11 protein-coding genes and 1 pseudogene are annotated in these 17,000 nt (G+C 65.9%); 8 read left to right on the forward strand and 4 right to left on the reverse strand.

Going from position 1 to position 17,000, the window contains the following annotated elements; translation table 11 throughout:
* The 6 genes and pseudogenes from QHF83_RS44340 to QHF83_RS44365 form a co-directional block, all read left to right on the forward strand.
* Positions 1 to 205 (forward strand): annotated as a pseudogene (locus QHF83_RS44340) (hypothetical protein); the annotation flags it as partial.
* 173 nt (positions 206 to 378) lie between these two features.
* Positions 379 to 2,712: a hypothetical protein gene (locus QHF83_RS44345; RefSeq protein ID WP_282424167.1), complete on the forward strand. Its 2,334-nt coding sequence runs from the start codon at positions 379 to 381 to the stop codon at positions 2,710 to 2,712.
* Between the two features lie 13 nt (positions 2,713 to 2,725).
* Entirely contained in the window at positions 2,726 to 4,015 is a 1,290-nt protein-coding gene (locus tag QHF83_RS44350) for a DUF1501 domain-containing protein (RefSeq protein WP_282424168.1), read from the forward strand.
* A gap of 211 nt (positions 4,016 to 4,226) precedes the next feature.
* The gene (locus QHF83_RS44355; protein WP_282424169.1) at positions 4,227 to 6,596 is read left to right on the forward strand and encodes an FG-GAP-like repeat-containing protein; all 2,370 of its coding nucleotides are present in this window, start codon (positions 4,227 to 4,229) and stop codon (positions 6,594 to 6,596) included.
* A gap of 381 nt (positions 6,597 to 6,977) precedes the next feature.
* Entirely contained in the window at positions 6,978 to 9,002 is a 2,025-nt protein-coding gene (locus tag QHF83_RS44360; protein WP_282424170.1) for a serine hydrolase domain-containing protein, read from the forward strand.
* Between the two features lie 350 nt (positions 9,003 to 9,352).
* A complete protein-coding gene (locus QHF83_RS44365) occupies positions 9,353 to 9,823 on the forward strand; it encodes a hypothetical protein (protein WP_282424171.1) in 471 nt (156 codons plus the stop codon).
* Positions 9,824 to 10,229: 406 nt separating this feature from the next.
* Here QHF83_RS44365 and QHF83_RS44370 read toward each other — a convergent pair whose 3' ends face one another.
* From QHF83_RS44370 to QHF83_RS44380, 3 genes are all read right to left on the reverse strand, one after another.
* Entirely contained in the window at positions 10,230 to 11,786 is a 1,557-nt protein-coding gene (locus QHF83_RS44370; RefSeq protein ID WP_282424172.1) for a peptide MFS transporter, read from the reverse strand.
* 46 nt (positions 11,787 to 11,832) lie between these two features.
* Positions 11,833 to 12,198, reverse strand: a complete 366-nt coding sequence (locus QHF83_RS44375) for an S-adenosylmethionine decarboxylase (RefSeq protein ID WP_282424173.1) — start codon at positions 12,196 to 12,198, stop codon at positions 11,833 to 11,835.
* A gap of 110 nt (positions 12,199 to 12,308) precedes the next feature.
* Positions 12,309 to 13,019, reverse strand: a complete 711-nt coding sequence (locus QHF83_RS44380) for a hypothetical protein (protein WP_282424174.1) — start codon at positions 13,017 to 13,019, stop codon at positions 12,309 to 12,311.
* A gap of 236 nt (positions 13,020 to 13,255) precedes the next feature.
* Between QHF83_RS44380 and QHF83_RS44385 the strand changes: the two genes are divergently transcribed.
* Entirely contained in the window at positions 13,256 to 14,023 is a 768-nt protein-coding gene (locus QHF83_RS44385) for a glucose 1-dehydrogenase (RefSeq protein WP_282424175.1), read from the forward strand.
* A gap of 4 nt (positions 14,024 to 14,027) precedes the next feature.
* Positions 14,028 to 14,498, forward strand: coding sequence for a PaaI family thioesterase (locus tag QHF83_RS44390; RefSeq protein WP_348980521.1), 471 nt, complete (start codon positions 14,028 to 14,030; stop codon positions 14,496 to 14,498).
* On the opposite strand, the gene QHF83_RS44395 is transcribed toward QHF83_RS44390, so the two are convergent.
* Positions 14,431 to 16,941 (reverse strand): PAS domain-containing protein, encoded by a 2,511-nt coding sequence (locus tag QHF83_RS44395; RefSeq protein WP_282424177.1) that lies wholly within the window; start codon positions 16,939 to 16,941, stop codon positions 14,431 to 14,433. The two genes, QHF83_RS44390 and QHF83_RS44395, sit on opposite strands and share 68 nt — an antisense overlap.
* Positions 16,942 to 17,000: the final 59 nt, after the last annotated feature.

Raw genomic sequence — 17,000 nt, forward strand, 5'->3', positions numbered from 1 at the left:
GGCGGCGCGGGTGGAGCCGGTGGCGCCGGTGGGGCCGCCGGCGCCGGTGGTGCGGGCGGAGCCGGCGGCGCCGGCGGGGCCTGATTTCGCCAAAATCGAGAATACGCACGCAACCTTGCGTGACGTATCGAGCCTCGCGGACGCGCCTTCGCGTTATGCTGCGAGGGGAAAAGTCCATTCCTTCTCCGTAATGGCCCCAAGGTAGGGAAGTAGGGCCTAGATTCCCACCATTCCAGAGGCGGCGGTCCTCGTGTAGAAGAGAGCTTCCGTTACGTATGACTTTCCAGGCTCGTCCTTACGAGGCTGGAACCACCTACGAGGCCGCTCATGCCGCGAACGCGAAGACGACTCGGAAAACATCTTGGCTCCATTGGACTGGTGTCCCTGGCCGCGATCGGCGCGCTGGGGTTCACCGGCTGCATCGCTGGGGAGGACGATGGTCCGTGCGTTTCGGACCAGATGTTCTTCGCCGAGCAGGTCTGGGCTCCGATCCTTTCGAACAACTGCATCGCCTGCCATACCTCGAACGGGGTCGCGAAGGACTCGAGCCTCGTGCTTCGAGGCAGCAGCGAAGCAGGCTTTCTCGACACGAACTACGAGATCATGAAGAACGCCGCCGCCCTCCAGCAGGACGGCATGTCGCAGCTCCTCGCCATGCCCACCGGCGGCACCGCGTCCCGCAAGCATCCGGGCGGCGTGGCCATCCAGCCGGGCAGCGACGAGTTCAAGGCGCTCGAGGAGCTCGTGAATCGCTTCAACGAGCCCTCCTCCTGCGAGACGAACCTCTCGGCGACGTTCACGGGCGTGCAGCTCGCGACGCCCGCCGAGACGCTCCGCAAGGCCGCGCTCTCCCTGGTCGGCCGACTGCCCACCGTGGAAGAAGAAGATGCCATCGAGGCCGGCGGCATCCGCGCGCTCGATCCGGTCCTCGACAAGATGATGACCGAGGAGACGTTCTACACGCGCCTGAAGGAGATCTACAACGACCAGTTCCTCACGGATCGCTACCTGGGGAACGAGGACGCGGTGCAGCTCCTCAACGACATCGATTATTACAACCCCTACTGGTACGACCAGTTCTTCGAGGGCGCGAACGCCGAGCCGAAGGCGATGGAAGACGCCATCGACAAGTACGGCGCCTGGAACGCCGACGACCTCTACAACAAGCTGCGTTCCTGGACGAACCGCGGCGTGGCGCGCGAGCCGCTCGAGCTCGTGGCCCACGTGGTGCGCGAGAACCGGCCGTTCAGCGAGATCCTGACGGCGAACTACATCATGGTGAACCCCTTCTCCGCGAAGGCGTTCATGCTCGGCGACGACCTGCCCTTCAAGAACGACTCCGACCCGAACGAGTTCATCGAGGCGCAGATCCCGAGCCTGCCGCACGCCGGCGTTCTCTCGTCGCCGATGTTCCTGAACCGGTTCCCGACGACGGAGACGAACCGGAACCGGGCGCGCGCGCGCATGGTCTACCAGTTCTTCCTCGGCACCGACATCCTGAAGACCGGCCAGCAGCCGCTCGATCAGACGCTCATCACCGAGGTCAACCCGACCCTCAACGCGACCGCCTGCCAGCAATGCCACGTGGAGATCGATCCGGTCGCCGGCGCGTTCCGGCACTGGAACGGGCGCGCGGCCTACGATCCGATGACGCCTCCGCTCGACGACATGCGTCCGCCGGGCTTCAAGGGCGAAAAGACGCCGTACGAGCTCCTGCCGCAAGGCCTGCAGTGGCTCGCCCCGCGCATCGCCGCAGACCCGCGCTTCGCCCTCTCGGCCGTGTACATCGTCTTCGAGGGCCTCACGGGCCAGAAGCCGCTCGTGGCGCCGCAAGACCCCAAGGCGACCGAGTTCTCGACCGAGTTCCAGGCGTACCTCGCCGAGTACACGGAGTTCAGCAAGATCGCGCACGAGTTCGAGGCTTCAGGCTACGACCTCAAGGTCGTCGTGAAGCAGATCGTCCACTCGCCCTACTTCCGCGCGAAGAACAGCGGCGCGCTCGACGCGGCCGGCAAGGCGCGGCTCGGCGAGGTCGGCATGGGCCGCCTCATCACGCCCGAGCAGCTCCACCGGAAGATCCACGCCGTCCTCGGCTATCCGTGGCGTCCCCGCGCGTACGAGGACAACGGCGGCACGTACGACTACCTGCTCCGCAGCGATGCCTACCGCATGCTTTACGGCGGCATCGACTCGGCCGACGTGGTCAAGCGCGTGATCAGCCCGAACGGCATCATGGCGAACATCGGCGAGCGCATGGCGAACGAGATGTCCTGCATCGCCGTCCCGCGCGACATGTGGAAGGTGCCGGAGGAGCGCATGCTCTTCCCGTACGTCGAGACGAGCTTCGAGCCGGAAGACAAGAATGGCTTCCCGGTCGAGCCCGCCGTCGTGGCCATCAAGAAGAACATCCAGCACCTCCACAAGCACATCCTCGGCGAGACGCTGCCCGACGGGCATCCCGAGATCGAGCGGACCTACAAGCTCTTCCTCGATACGTACCGCGAGGGCGTGAAGGGCATGAGCGACGCGTCGCAGCCCGAGGGCAAATACTCGACGTGGCTGGCCGGCCCGTGCCGCGTGGAGAACGACTACTGGACGCGTACGCCGCTGCCCGAAGAGGATCGCCTGCGTGAGGATCCGAATTACGTCATCCGGTCGTGGATGACGGTCGTGACGTACATGCTGTCCGACTACCACTTCCTTTACGAGTGAGAGGCGAGCCCCCATGGACCGAAGAGATTTCCTCAAGATTGCATCGACGGCGGGGCTCGGCGTTGCCGCTAGCACCATCCCGTTCACCAGCGACGCCGGAGCCGCGCCCTATACGGGCAAGTTCTGGGTCATGATCCACGCCGGCGGCGGCTGGGACGTCACGAGCCACTGCGACCCGAAGGGTTCGAAGGGGCCGGATGATCCCGATCCGATGAACCATTACCTCGCGGACACGGTCGGGACGGCGGTCGGGAGCACGAGCAAGCTCCCGATGCGGTACGCCCCGGATCCGGACGGCGCGAACAAGAAGTTCTTCGACAAGTACGTGAACGACCTCATGGTCCTGAACGCCGTCGATACGTCGACGAACAGCCACGACGTCGGCACGCGCGTGACGTGGGCGGGCACCTTGGCCGAGAACAAGGCCTCGTTCGCCGCGCTCACGGCCGCCGTCGCAGGCGGCTCGCTGCCGATGGCGTACATCTCGTACGGCGGCTACGACACGACGGCCGGCACCGTGGCGGTGACCCGGGTGGGCAACATCGACGCGATCCGTCGCATCGCCTACCCGAACATCATCGACCCGATGTACGACGAGAGCAAGACGCCGTACTACACGGAGGAGACGGAGGCGCGCATCGCCGAGACGCGCTCCGCCCGCCACCTGGCGTACTCCGAGAAGCAGAACCTGCCGCGCATCCAGCAGTCGATGGGTATGCTGTTCACGGCGCGCTCGGGGCAAAACGAGCTCAAGAAGCTGACGGAGTACCTGCCCACGCAGCTCGAGAACTCGAACCTCCGTCGTCAGGCGCAAATCGCGCTCGCCGCCTACCGCGCCGGCATCTGCGTCAGCGCGAACCTGGGCATCGGCGGGTTCGACACGCACGGCAACAACGACGATCAGCAGTTCGGGCGCCTGGCCGAGCTCTGGGACGGCATCGACTACCTCGTCGAAGAGGCGAAGGCGACGGGCGTCTGGGGCAATATGGTGATCGTCGTCGGGTCCGACTTCGGCCGCACGCCGGGGTACAACTCCGGCAACGGCAAGGACCACTGGTCGATCACCAGCATGCTGATGATGGGCGCGGGCATCCCGGGCAATCAGGTCATCGGCAAGACGACCGAGCGTCACAACCCGATGAACATCGACCCGAAGACGCTCGAGCCGGTCGAGGGCGGCGGCGTCCGCCTGAAGCCCGGCCACGTGCACCGCGCGCTTCGCAGGCTCGCGGGGATCGATCAAAACGAGGTCGCGGCGCGCTTCCCGATCAAGGAGAAGGAAGAGCTGCCGCTGTTCGGCTGATCGTCGCCACGGCGAATCGATCGAAATGAAGAAGGCCCCCTCGGTTCGTCCGAGGGGGCCTTTCTTTTTGGGGGCGGAGTTTCGACGCGGCGAGGCGCGCTGTTCAAAAACTGCAGAGCTGTTCAAAAAGCGCAGGAATGATCCGTGACAGAACCGCGGACATTGCGAAGGTCCACCGCGCGCGTGCGCTTTCGGCTATAAGCGTGCTCCGATGATGCACTCTTCTTCATCTTCCATGAACGTGACGACGTTGCATGTGGCTGGGCGGTTGGGCTACTGGGCGCTCGTCTTCGGGGCGATGCTCGGATCGACGGGTTGCGAGATCATCGCCCGCGTCGATCGCAGCGAGCTCGACGACGGCAAGGGCGGCGTGAACGCGTTGTGCGGCGACGGTGCCCTCGCCGCGCCAGAGACCTGCGACGACGGCAACGAGGCGAGCGGCGATGGCTGCTCCAGCGACTGCGCGGTCGAGAGCGGCTGGACCTGCTCCGAGCAGCCCAGCACGTGCACGAACGTCGACGATTGCACCCCCAACCCGTGCCAGAACGGCGGGACATGCACCGACGGCGTCGATAGCTACACGTGCCAGTGCGCGCCCGGCTTCACCGGGACGAACTGCGAGACCAACGTCGACGGCTGCACCCCCAACCCCTGCCAGAACGGCGGGACCTGCACCGACGGCGTCGACGGCTACACGTGCCAATGCGCGCCCGGCTTCACCGGGACGAACTGCGAGACCAACGTCGACGATTGCACCCCGAACCCCTGCCAGAACGGCGGCACGTGCACCGACGGCGTCGAAGGCTATACGTGCCAGTGCGCGCCCGGCTACACCGGGACGAACTGCGAAACCAACGTCGACGGCTGTACTCCCAACCCCTGCCAGAACGGCGGGACCTGCACCGACAGCGTCGACGGCTACACGTGCCAGTGCGCGCCCGGCTACACCGGGACGAACTGCGAGACCAACGTCGACGATTGCACCCCCAACCCCTGCCAGAACGGCGGGATGTGCACCGACGGCGTCGAAAGCTACACGTGCCAGTGCGCGCCCGGCTTCACCGGGACGATTTGCGATATCAACATCGACGATTGCGCCCCCGACCCGTGCCAGAACGGCGGCACGTGCACCGACGGCATCAATGCCTACACGTGCCAATGCGCGCCCGGTTATACCGGGACCAACTGCGAGACCAACGTCGACGATTGCACCCCGAACCCCTGCCAGAACGGCGGCACGTGCACCGACGGCATCAACGGCTACACGTGCCAATGCGCGCCCACCTACGAGGGGACCCAATGCGAGGCCTGCGCCGGCACCCTCGCAGACTGCAATGGGGTCGCGTCCGACGGCTGCGAGGCGAACCTCCAGAGCAACGCCGACCACTGCAACGCGTGCAACCTCGCGTGCTCGACGGGCGACATCTGCTCGAATGGCGCCTGCCAGGCTCCGCCCTCCGGCCAGGTGCCCGGCACGCCGATCAGCGTCCCGGCGATGCACACCCCGCTGGCTCCAGCGGTCGCCGATGTGAACGGCGACGGCAAGCTCGACATCCTGGTGGCCAACGCCGAATTGGGCTCGACGATGAGCCCCTCCGGCTCGGTCTCCGTTTTCTACGGCAACGGCGACGCAACCGTCCAGGCGGAGGTCAATTATGCGGGCGCCCCGCTGTCCAGCAATGCGGTGGTGGCGGCCGACGTGGACGGCGACGGGTGGCTCGACGCCGTCACCGTCGACGGCCAGACCAACCTGCCCGCCACCAACGGGAACATCAGCGTCTACCGCAACCTCGGCGCGAGCACGCCCGGGACCTTCGGCGCGCTGACGAGCTTCACCACCGGCGCCCCGGGCTCGGTCCACCTCTGCGCGGGGGACTTCGACGGCGATGGGCAGGTCGACATCGCAACCACCAGCGTGGTCACGAACCAGGTGAGCGTGATTTTCGGCACCGGCGCGGGCAGCTTCGGCGCGCCCGTGCTCATCACCATCCCCTCCACCGGCGTTCAGTCGACGATCGCCTGCCGTGACCTGACCGGCGACAGCCGCCCCGAAATCGTGGTGACGAGCCCCAGCAGCGCGCGCCTCTCGATCCTCATCAACCAGGGCGATGGTTCATTCGCCGCACCGGTCTCCTACACGAACGCGCTCAACGGCCAGACCGCGGGCATCGCCTTCGGCGACGCCGATGGAGACGGCAAGCTCGACATCCTCGCGAACGGCGCGGCCGGCGCATACCTCTTCTTCTTCAAAGGGAACGGCGACGGCACGGTCGCGAACGGCGTGCAATCCGCCACGGGAGCCAGCGCGGTGGCCAACTCGGCGCTGGGGGTCGTGGCCAGTGACTTCAACGGCGACGACAAACTCGACGCCTACATCCTTGCCACCGCAGCCACGGGCGGCGTCCGCCCGATGACCGGCAATGGCAACGGAACCTTCACCGCAGGCGCCCTCGTCACGACCGGCACCTCGCCCGGCCTCAACGCCATTGCCGTCGCCGACCTGGATGGCGATGGGTACGACGATCTCATCCTGACCAACAAGGGCTCCGCCACCCTCACCGTGGTCCCCAACGGGCTCTGACAGACAGCCGTCGCCCCCGCTGCCCTCGCCGCCTGAGCATGGGTCTCATCTGGAGACGCTTCGCTGGGGCGTTACCTCCCCCACCCGGGGCTATCCGCCCCGGGACTCGGGGCCTGCGCAAGCGCTGGACCTTCGGCCGTTGTGTTGAACACGAAGAAAAAAGTACGGCATCAATGTACCATCGATGCCTAAATCTTCAACAATTCCGTTGTCAAGCGCATCGGACCCGTGGCAGTGTGTGTCCTTGGTCGGTTCCCTGGTCAACCAGGCTCCCCCCCCGGGGCCGATGAGCAGGGATCATTACTTGTTGTCGTAAGGGATCAGATGTCACTGGCGCTCGAGACGCGCTGACCATCTGCGAACCCCGTCGAAAGGTGTGCGATGTTGGAAAGAAAAACGGTCTTGGGTCTCGTTGGTTCTGCCATGGCCCTGATGGCGTATCCCACCGATGCCCGGGCCGCATGCGATACGGCCAATAACGCAGAACTGTCAGCGTTTGCGGATAGAGTCGAGGACCGCTTCAATCTGCACGGCGGAACGCAATTGGCGATTGTTCGCAAACAACCCAATGGCCAGTTCTGCGAGATCATGCGCAATCACGGGTTCGCTGTGAGCGCCGCGGACGTGTCGACCCACAGCACCGCTATCTCGACCATGACCTTCGACATTCCGATGCCCATCGGGAGTGTTTCCAAGACCATCACGGCAGCGCGCGTGGCGGAAGTTCTTGATGCATACAACATAAGTCCCCTGTCCACCATTGCAGCCTACATCCCTAGCTCGATGTGGTCGTCCCGAGGCCCGGGCGTGGAATACATTACCTTTCATCAGCTGTTGAAACACACGAGCGGCATGCCAGGGGGGTCCTGGAACAGCGTTTCAGGGTTCACGAGCTGGTTCACAGCGGGTTGCGACACGGATCCGGTCAGCGGTGTGTGCCTCGACAGCGGTACCCCTGCGTACAATAACATGGGTTATGAGTTGCTCGGACTGCTCATTGCCAACATGACGACCAACCTGCCCCAGGAAGCTTCGGATCTCGGTCAGTCGGAGATTTATACTGCAGGGCATCTCTTGGATGCGTACGTGAGGGATAACTATCTTGGATGGGAAGCGGCATACTCAGGCTGCTACCACACTCTCTCCCGTTCACCCTTCGCCTATCCGAATGGTGCTGTGAGTACAACCGCGGGCGCCCAGCTCGGTGCGGACTTCAATACAGGATGCGGAACTGGTGGATTCAGTCTGACGGCGTACGACACAGCCAAGTTCTTCTCCAAGCTGTATGCTGGAGATATCCTGTCGCCGACGGCTGTCGATATGGTTTTCCAGACAGGCTACGGTGCTGATGGTTCGGGGACGACCATCGGCGGGACTCCTTTTCTGCAGAAGGGAGGCCAGCTCCCCGTAAGCAGCGTAAGGTACAATTCGTGGTTCGTCTTCTTCAAGGACTCTCCTGGGACGGCGTTGATCCTGAGCAACAACATCTACTCAGGCACATCCTTGGATGACATCGTTGACGCTTGGGATGAAACCAAGCTCTGTGCAGATGGGGTTCCTGCTGAAAAATTGGGCGACGAGATGTGGGGGTGCCCAGGTACGGTAACCTATCCAAATAAGGATACGCTGTGCGGCTCCGAGACCCATGTGTGCACGCCAGACGAATGGGAAGACAGGAGAGGCACAGAAGCCCCGGAGCACATCTACTGGACGGACTATGGCTCCACCGAATTGGGCTTTCACGGCTCTTCGGGCAGCTGTTCGGCACGCTACCTGACCGACTCGCCTGCGGGCACGACGTGCGGCAACAGCGGAAACTCACCGATGCGAATCTGCTCGGGGACCTCGGATGCAGAGGGGAATACGTGCAACTGGACTGGATGCAAGTACCAAACTTCATCCAATTCGAATCATTGGGGAGGATGTGTCGGCAACCCCACGGCAGGCGCGCTCTGCTGCGCGAATCGTCCTTGTGCGGATGGCAGCGTCGAACAGACTTTCTCTTCGGGCATGGTTGGCTGCGCGGGCACCGTGTCCTATGCCAACCGAGAGAGCCTCTGCGGCTATCGGATGCACGTGTGCACCGCCGAGGAGTGGAACGCCAATCGGGGGGTGGCGTCCCCCGGGCACATCTACTGGGTTGACAATGGGGCATCGGACCTTGGCTATACCGGCTCGGGTTCGAACAACTGCGCCGCCAAGGCAACCCCCACGGGAACAGGCTGCGGCGACATTGACGGCGCTGGGAAAAGCAAACGTCCGATGCGTGTCTGCTCTGGCAACTCGGATGCGGAAGGAAACTCCTGCACGTGGACGGGGTGCACGTACGAGAACGAGACGACTCCCAACTTCTTCGGTGGCTGTGCGTCCAATCCGAGCGCCGGTGCGCTCTGCTGCTATGACTGACGCGTCTCTCGCTCCTTCTCCCCGTCTGGCGTAGCGAGACTGCCTGCCTCGGCCACATCCTCGGGTCGAAGGCGTGCTCGATATTTCGCCGAAACGATTGCCGCACGACGAGGGGTTCACCACCGGTAGAGACCCGGGAAGGGGCCGTGGGGGCGTCGTCGATATTCACCGAAAGCACGAATTCGACGGGCGCCCCAATGTGGTCCACACGCTCCGTCAACGAACGGTTACACCGCATTCACGGCCCCTCTCGCCAAAGAGCTCGAAATGGCGCCCAAATGAGCTGGCATGCCTGGTGCTAAGGCGCCCATCGCAGCTTGACGAGCTGAGAAAGGGCATACCTCGTGAACATGAAGATCCGCCTTGCAATCCTTGCTTTGGGAACCACCCTCCTCGCCGCGTGCGGCGGGGGATTCAGCGTCGACGACATCGAAGACCAGGCGCCGCAGGGAACGGTCGCCGGGGCGAGCTGGACGATGAAGTCGGCTGTCGTGACGGACGACGGCGACCGGTTCTCGGTCAGCTTGTTTCCGATGGAAGTCCCCGCGTGCGACAGCTTCGCCCAGTCCGACACGCAGATCCTGTTCAGCGCGCCGAAGACGGCCGGCGAATATCCTCTCAAGCTCGAGCTCACCGACCTCAACGGCAGCCAGACGATTACCTTCGTCACCGCGCCCGGACAAAACGTGGTTGCCTCCGAGGGTATCTTGAACGTCGAGTCCGTCTCGGCAGACAAGGTCACGATCGGTCTGCTCGCCGAAGCGGAGGAGAATACGATCAACGGGCGCTTCACCACCTCGATCTGCACGAAGACGAACTGATCGCGTCCTATCGGCCGAGGCTCCCAGCCGAGCCTCGGCCGATGGGTCGTCCCGAGGGACGGCTCATTCGAAGATTGGTCTCATCTGGGAGGCGCTTCGCTGGGGCGTTGCCCCAGACCCCACCGGGGCTATCCGCCCCTGGACACGGGGCCTGCGCAAGCGCTGGACCGTTCGTCGAGGAACTGCGCGATGCGCAGTTCCTCGAACAGGCCAAATCAAGACCGGCGAGCGCATTGCCGCGCTGCCCTTTCGACTGGCAAGGCTCTCTCATCGGCCCGTTGGAAGAACTGCGCGGAGCGCAGTTCTTCCACCCCGAGTCCAGCGCTTGCGCTGGTTCGGGTCGAGGGGCGAACAGTCCCCGCGGGGCCCGGGGCGGCGCCCCGGCGCGGCGGTCTGCGGTTTTACTTCAGTGATTGCCCATCGCCTTGCGGAGCGGCTTGTTGAACGCCGCGATCGCGAGGCCGGCGGCGACGCCGAGGCCCATGAGCAGGAGGAAGAAGTTCGTCGGCGACCACTTCGTGTAGAGAATGCCGATGTAGCCGCTCAGGATGTTGCCGAAGAAGCTCGACATGAACCACATGCCCATCATCATCGACACGAACCGCACCGGCGAAACCTTCGTCACGAGCGACAGGCCGATCGGCGAGAGGTAAAGCTCGCCAATCGTGAGCAGCGCCGTGCAGACGAGCGGCCACATCACGCTGCCCTTGCCCCCGCCGATCACCTGCGCACCTCCGACCATCACGATGAACGAGAGGCCGAGGATGATGCAGCCGACGGCCATCTTCGTGACGCTCGACATCTCCTTGCCGCTCTTCGCCTGCGCGGCCCAGATGCGGTCCAGGATCGGCGCGAAGAGGAAGATGAAGAACGGGTTGAACGACTGGAACCAGGTCGAGGGGATCTGGAAGCCGAAGATGACGGGCCAGACGGTCTTCTCGTCGGCCCACGTCTGCATCGTGTTGCCCTGCTGCTCGTAGACGGCCCAGAAGATGATGTTCAGCGCGCAGAGGATGACGAGCGCGCCCATGCGCTGCCCCTCGTTCTCCTCCTTCACCACGGCCTGGGGTTCGCCCTTGTTGTCCTCGCGCTTCTTGAGCGTGTCCGGCGCGAGCGTGCTCGGGCCGAAGAAGAACTGGATCACCAGGCCGAGCACCATGCCGATGCCCGCCGCGAGGAAGCCGTACCGCCAGCCGTTGTTCTGGGCGAGGGTGCCGCAGACGAGGTTCGTCAGGAACGCACCCAAGTTGATGCCCATGTAGAAGATCGTGTACGCGCCGTCGCGGCGCTTGTCGCCGGGTGGATAGAGGTTGCCGACCTGGGTCGAGATGTTCGGCTTGAAGAAGCCGTTGCCGATGATGAGGAGCAGGAGGCCGAGGAAGAAGAGGTTCTCGGCGCCGAAGAGGACGAACTGGCCGAGCGCCATGAGGGCGCCGCCGAGGAAGACCGAGCGCTTCTGGCCGAGGTAGCGGTCGGCCATGAAGCCGCCGAAGAGGGGCGTCAGGTAGACGAGGCCGGTGTACCAGCCGTAAATCGCCGAGGCGACGGGCTGCATGGAGCAGGTCTGCTGCGCCACGCTCTGCGCCATGTCCGCGGCCATCGGCGCGATGTTCTTCGTCGGATCCCCCTGGACGAGGAGCCCGACCTTCTCGTTCACACACTGCGTGAGCGTGGCGGGATCGACGTCGGGCAAGAAGCCGCGGATGACGCTCCAGCCGAAGACGTCGCCCGGGTTGCCGGTCGCGTCGTACGCCTGGCCCTGGAACCTCTGGCGGTACGTGACGAACAGGTAGTTCACCAGGTACAGCTTCAAGAGGCCGCGCATGCCGTAGTAGGAGAACCGCTCCCACATCTCCGTGGTGAAGAGCACGAAGAGGCCGGCCGGATGGCCGAGGATCTCCTTCTTCGACTTGGGTCCCGACCACTGCTGCGCCGCGGGATCTTGCTGGACGTTGCTCGCCATCGGGACGCGGTTTTACGCGGCCTCTATGACGACCGCAAGAGCCCCGTCACCGGGCAACGCTGGAGATCACGCCGCCATCGAGCACGCGCTCATCGAGCACGGCGAGTTTTCCCTCGGGGAACACGGAGCGGATCGCAACGAGCGCGCGCTCGACGCTCTCCTTCGTGCTGCACGAGGCGACGTCGACGAAGAGCCTGCCCTCTTCGGGCCACGTGTGCAGCGCGATGTGGCTCTCGCCGACGACGGCGCACGCGGTGACGCCCTGCGGCGAAAACGGGACGACGAGCGTGCCGAGGCCCGTGAACGGTCCCGCCGCGACGGCGGCGTCGAGCGCAGCGCGCAGCGCGTCCGGGCTGTCGAGGGTGTCGCGGCGACAATCCGTGAGGATCGCGAGGAGCACGAAGAGCTTCATCGGCGGCCTCGGCACATACCGCCGGCCGAGGCACATGGCCAGGCGCGAAATGAAACGAGGGGGCAGGCCCCAAGCCCGCCCCCTCACACGCGTGGTCACGCGTGCTGATTTTACCGGCGACCCACGATCGTCACCGGGCGAGCGCGCTCCCCGCCGGCGTCGAAGCGGCCCGTGACGCCCGCGAAGACGAAGGCGTTCAGGCGCGGCGCGTCGACCATCTGCGTCCCGACGCGGCCCTCGGGGTTGCGCCAGAGGAACATGCTGAGATCGCCGCCGATCGTCGGGGCGAGCGCGACGCTCTCGCTCACGCGGATGTCGACGCCGACCTTGGCCTTCGCGAGCTGGAAACCGTGCACGAACATGTCGTTGTTCCGGCCCGTGGGTTGCTCCCACATCATGCGATACCCGGCGCCGACCGAGACCCACGGGTCGAGGCGCGAGTAGGGGGCCACGTGGAAGACGCCGTCGATGCCCGCCGTCGCGCCGCGTATCTCCGCGCCGCGAGGGAGGTTTTGCATGTTGTAACTGCCGCTGATACCGACCGACGAGTACGGATTCGCGCGGTAGTGGAGGCCGAGGCCCGCGCCGAGGCCCGCGCCGCCGAGGTCTGTCGTCGTCGTGCCCTCGGTCGCGGGCACGGCGGGGCCGAAGCCCTGGTTGTAGCCCGAATCGACCTGGATCTCGAAAGCGTTCATCGGTGCGCCGATCTGGCCCCGCGGCTCCATTTCGGTCTCGCGCACCAACGTTTGCGCCGAGGCCGTGCCGGCGCTCGCCGCGGCGAGCGCGAAGGTCGCGACCGCGATTCCCATCGTTCGTGTCATGGTTTCATTCCCCCCTGGCTTCGGGCGCCGGAATCGAGCGCCGCCCGCGGCGAGGGGTGGAGCAGCGTACGTGCCAGGCGGGTGACGAGCAGCATGTTCCCGGCGAAACGAGCGAGGCCCGCCGTGGATCACGAACGAGCAGGCGCCTACTGCACACGCGCAGAGCCCGCTCGAGCGGCTGAAGCAAAAACCTCGCTTGGCAAGCAAGCGGGGATTCGCGAGGATGCCGCCGCAAGATGACGAGCTTCATCAACGTCGAGGGCAAGGTCGCGATCGTGACCGGAGGCAGCCGAGGGATCGGCGAGTCGATCGCCAAGGCGCTCGGGCAGAGCGGAGCGAAGGTGGCGATCGCGTCGAGGAAGAAGGAAGGGCTCGACGTGGCAGCCGAGCGGCTGCGCAAGGAAGGCGTGACCGCTTCGGCGTTCACGTGCCACACGGGCAAGGCCGACGATGTGCAGAAGCTCTTCCAGCAGGTGATCGCGGCGTTCGGGAAGGTGGACGTCCTCGTCAACAACGCGGCGACGAACCCTCATTTCGGGCCGCTCATGACGGCGGACGACGCGGCGTTCGACAAGACGATCGAGGTCAACCTGAAGGGGTATTTCTACACGTCGCGTGAGCTCGTCCGTCACCTCGTCGATCGCAACGCGCCAGGCGCGATCGTGAACGTGACGAGCGTGGCGGGGCTGTCGGCAGCGCCGCTGCAAGGCGTGTACGGGATGACGAAGGCCGCAGTCGTGTCGATGACGCAGACGATGGCGGTCGAGCTCGCTGCGAGCGGGATCCGCGTCAACGCGATCGCGCCGGGGCTCGTGGATACACGGTTCGCCTCGGCGATCGTGCAGAACAAGGATCTCGTCGACCGGGTCGTGGGGCGGACGCCGGTCGGAAGGTACGGGCAGCCGGACGAGATCGCCGGGGCGGCGCTGTACCTCGCCTCGGATGCGGCATCGTTCCTCACGGGGCAGACGATCGTGGTCGATGGCGGCATGACCATCGCGTGAAGGAATGAGAAAGATGGATCAGCAAAGCTTGCAGGACCGGTACGCGCCCCAGAGCTGCTGCTTCGGCTGCGGACCGGCCAACGAGAAGGGGCTCCGGATCAAGAGCCACGTGGAAGGAGACGAGGTCACGGCCACGTGGGTGCCCGAGCCGTACCACCAGGCGTTCCCGGGCATGCTCAATGGCGGGATCATCGGCGCGCTGCTCGATTGCCATTCGAACTGGACGGCGGCGCATCACCTGATGGTGCGAGGTGGCCTCGACAAACCCCCGTGCACGGTGACGGCCGATTTTCACGTAAAACTGCGGCGGCCGACGCCGCTCGGGCCCGTGCAGCTCAAGGCGCGCGTGGCCGACGTGGCCGAAGATCGATGCGTGATCGAGGCGACGCTCGAGGCCGGCGGGAAGGTCACGGCGACGTGCCGCGGGACGTTCGTCGCGGTGAAAGAGGGCCATCCCGCATACCACCGCTGGTAGGCGCGACCGTCCCGAGGATCCGGCCGAGCTCGTCGAACAGGCGATGCGGCTCGATGGGCTTTCCAACGTGGCCGTCGAAGCCCGCGCGCAAAGCTCGGGCTCGGTCGGCGTCGCGGGTGAAGGCCGTGACGGCCACGACGGGGATCGACGCGGCAAGCTCGTCGCTCCGCACGGCGCGGACCAGGTGAAACCCGTCCTCCCCAGGCAAACCGAGCTCGCTCAGCACGACGGAGGGCCAGCCGGACCGGATCACGTGGAGCGCCTCCGCCGCGCTCGACGCCGTCCGGGTCTCGGCGCCCTCCTCGCCGAGCAAGCGTGAAAGGACCTCCCGCGCGCCTTGCTCGTCGTCGACGACGAGGACGTGGAGGCCTTCGAGGCAGGGGCCTCCCTCGCGTATCGAGGGGAGCGCGGCGCCGTCCTCCGACGCGAGCGGGAGCTCGACGATGAGCGTCGCGCCACGGCCGATCCCCTCGCTCTCGGCCCGCACCGTGCCGCCGTGGAGCACGACGAGGTCCTTCACGATCGAGAGCCCGAGGCCGAGCCCGCCCTGCCGCCGCGCGGACGACGCGTCCGCCTGCCGGAACTTCTGGAAGAGGTGCGGCAGCTTGTCGGGCCGGATGCCGAGGCCGTCGTCGCGCACGGTGAGCGTCACGGAGGAGCCCGCGCACGCGAGCGAGACCTCGGTGGTGCCGCCGGGCGAGCTGAACTTGATGGCGTTGCTGAGGAGGTTGCACACGATCTGCTGGAGGCGCGCCGGGTCGCCGAGCACCTCGACGGCCGTGAGCGTGTCCGTGCGCTCGAGCTTGATCTGCCGCTCGTTCGCCATCGGGCGCATGGTCTCGAGGGCGACGTCGACGGCGCGGGCGAGGTCGCAGAGGCACGTGTCGAGCTTGAGTTTGCCGACGCGGATGCGCTCCATGTCGAGCATGTCGCCCATCAGGCGGCCGAGCAGGGCGGCGTTGCGCTCGATCACGTCGAGCGCCTTGCTCGTGCCGTCCTGCGAGAGCGCGCCACGGCGGAGCATGTCGGACCAGCCGAGGATGGCGTTGAGCGGCGCGCGGAGCTCGTGCGAGACGATGGCCAGGAAGTCGTCCTTGAGGCGGTTCGCCCGCTCGGCGTCGCGCCGGGCGGCACGCTCGCTGTCGAGCAGGGCGTCGCGCTCCTCTTCGAGCCGCTTGCGCTCGGTCACGTCGATCAGCGCGCCGTAGAGGGCCGCGGGTTTGCCTTCGCCGTCCCTGCGCACGTGCGCCATGAGCTCGATCCAGCGCACCTCCTGGCCGCCGCGCAGGATGCGGAACTGCGAGCGGCAAGGCGCTTCGGACTCGAAGGCGCAGCGCGTCGCGCGGTTGACCTCCGGGCGATCCTCGGGGTGCACGGACGATAAAAGAAGCCTCCGCTGGAAGACCTCGCCTTCCGGCAGGCCGAGCAGCTTGCGGGTCGTCTCCGAGCAGAAGGCCTGGCGTTCGAGGAGGTCGAACGAGAAGGTCCCGACGCCGCCGGCCTCGGTGGCGAGGCGGAGGTGCTCCTCGCTCTCGCGCAGGGCTTGCTGCGCGGCCTTGAAGTCGTGCACGTCGGCCATGGCGCCGAACCATTTCGTGATGGCGCCCTTCTCGTTGCGGATCGGCCGCGAGCGGCCGCAGAACCAGCGGTACGAGCCGTCCTTGCCCCGCAGGCGGAACTCCACGGCGACGGGCTCGGCCTCGACGCGCGCCGTCATCACCTCGGTCCAGTGGGCGCGGACGGCGGGGAGGTCGTCCGGGTGGATCCATTGCATCCAGGCGACGTCATCCGGGCCGCACATGCCCGTGTACTCGTGCATGCGCTGGTTCATGTAATCGCCGCGGCCGTCGGCGAGCGCCGTGAAAAGGATCTCGGGCACGGTGTCGGCCATGGCGCGGAAGCGCTCCTCGCTCTCGCAGAGGGCCTGCTCGGCGCGCTTGCGGGCGTCGATGCTGATGACGCAGCCAATCAAGCGGACGGGCGTGCCCATCTGGTCGTGGATGAGCCGGGCGTGGTCCCAGACCCAGATCCAGTGGCCGTCGCGGTGGCGGATGCGGTACTCCGCGTCGACGACCGGCTGATTCAGGCTGCGGATCGTGGTGCGGCCGGAGAAGCTCTTCAGGTCCTCGGGGTGGATGCGGCTGCGCCACCATGTGTCGGTGGCCGGGATCTCCTCGGGCCAGAAGCCGAGCATCTCGACGAGGCCCCCGGAGCGCCAGACGTGGTTCGTCTGGAAATCCCAGTCGTAGACCGTGCCGCGGATGGCCTCGGTCGCCAGCCGGAAGCGCTCCTCACTCTCGCGCAGCGCGGCGACCCCCCGCCCCGCTCCGACTTCCTCTTGCTGCGCGCGCCCCGCCCGTTCGGCCAGGAACAGTCCAGAGTCGTGTTTGCCTGGCTCTCGCCTCTCGCGATCGCCAGCGTGGTCGCGCGGGGGATTTCCCATGGTGCGATGTTCCACCCGCTCGGCGTCAAAAAGCAATCACACGTAAGTAGTATCTCAAG

It is taken from the genome of Polyangium sp. 15x6 (genome assembly GCF_029960785.1).
In the GTDB taxonomy this organism is placed as follows: domain Bacteria; phylum Myxococcota_A; class Polyangia; order Polyangiales; family Polyangiaceae; genus Polyangium.

What these genes read in the sequence shown, in the direction of transcription:
- QHF83_RS44380 (WP_282424174.1), bottom strand. Translation starts at nt 13,019, where the DNA reads ATGACACGAACGATGGGAATCGCGGTCGCGACCTTCGCGCTCGCCGCG.
- QHF83_RS44395 (WP_282424177.1), bottom strand. Translation starts at nt 16,941, where the DNA reads ATGGGAAATCCCCCGCGCGACCACGCTGGCGATCGCGAGAGGCGAGAG.
- QHF83_RS44375 (WP_282424173.1), bottom strand. Translation starts at nt 12,198, where the DNA reads ATGAAGCTCTTCGTGCTCCTCGCGATCCTCACGGATTGTCGCCGCGAC.
- QHF83_RS44360 (WP_282424170.1), top strand. Translation starts at nt 6,978, where the DNA reads ATGTTGGAAAGAAAAACGGTCTTGGGTCTCGTTGGTTCTGCCATGGCC.
- QHF83_RS44390 (WP_348980521.1), top strand. Translation starts at nt 14,028, where the DNA reads ATGAGAAAGATGGATCAGCAAAGCTTGCAGGACCGGTACGCGCCCCAG.
- QHF83_RS44365 (WP_282424171.1), top strand. Translation starts at nt 9,353, where the DNA reads ATGAAGATCCGCCTTGCAATCCTTGCTTTGGGAACCACCCTCCTCGCC.
- QHF83_RS44350 (WP_282424168.1), top strand. Translation starts at nt 2,726, where the DNA reads ATGGACCGAAGAGATTTCCTCAAGATTGCATCGACGGCGGGGCTCGGC.
- QHF83_RS44385 (WP_282424175.1), top strand. Translation starts at nt 13,256, where the DNA reads ATGACGAGCTTCATCAACGTCGAGGGCAAGGTCGCGATCGTGACCGGA.
- QHF83_RS44355 (WP_282424169.1), top strand. Translation starts at nt 4,227, where the DNA reads ATGATGCACTCTTCTTCATCTTCCATGAACGTGACGACGTTGCATGTG.
- QHF83_RS44370 (WP_282424172.1), bottom strand. Translation starts at nt 11,786, where the DNA reads ATGGCGAGCAACGTCCAGCAAGATCCCGCGGCGCAGCAGTGGTCGGGA.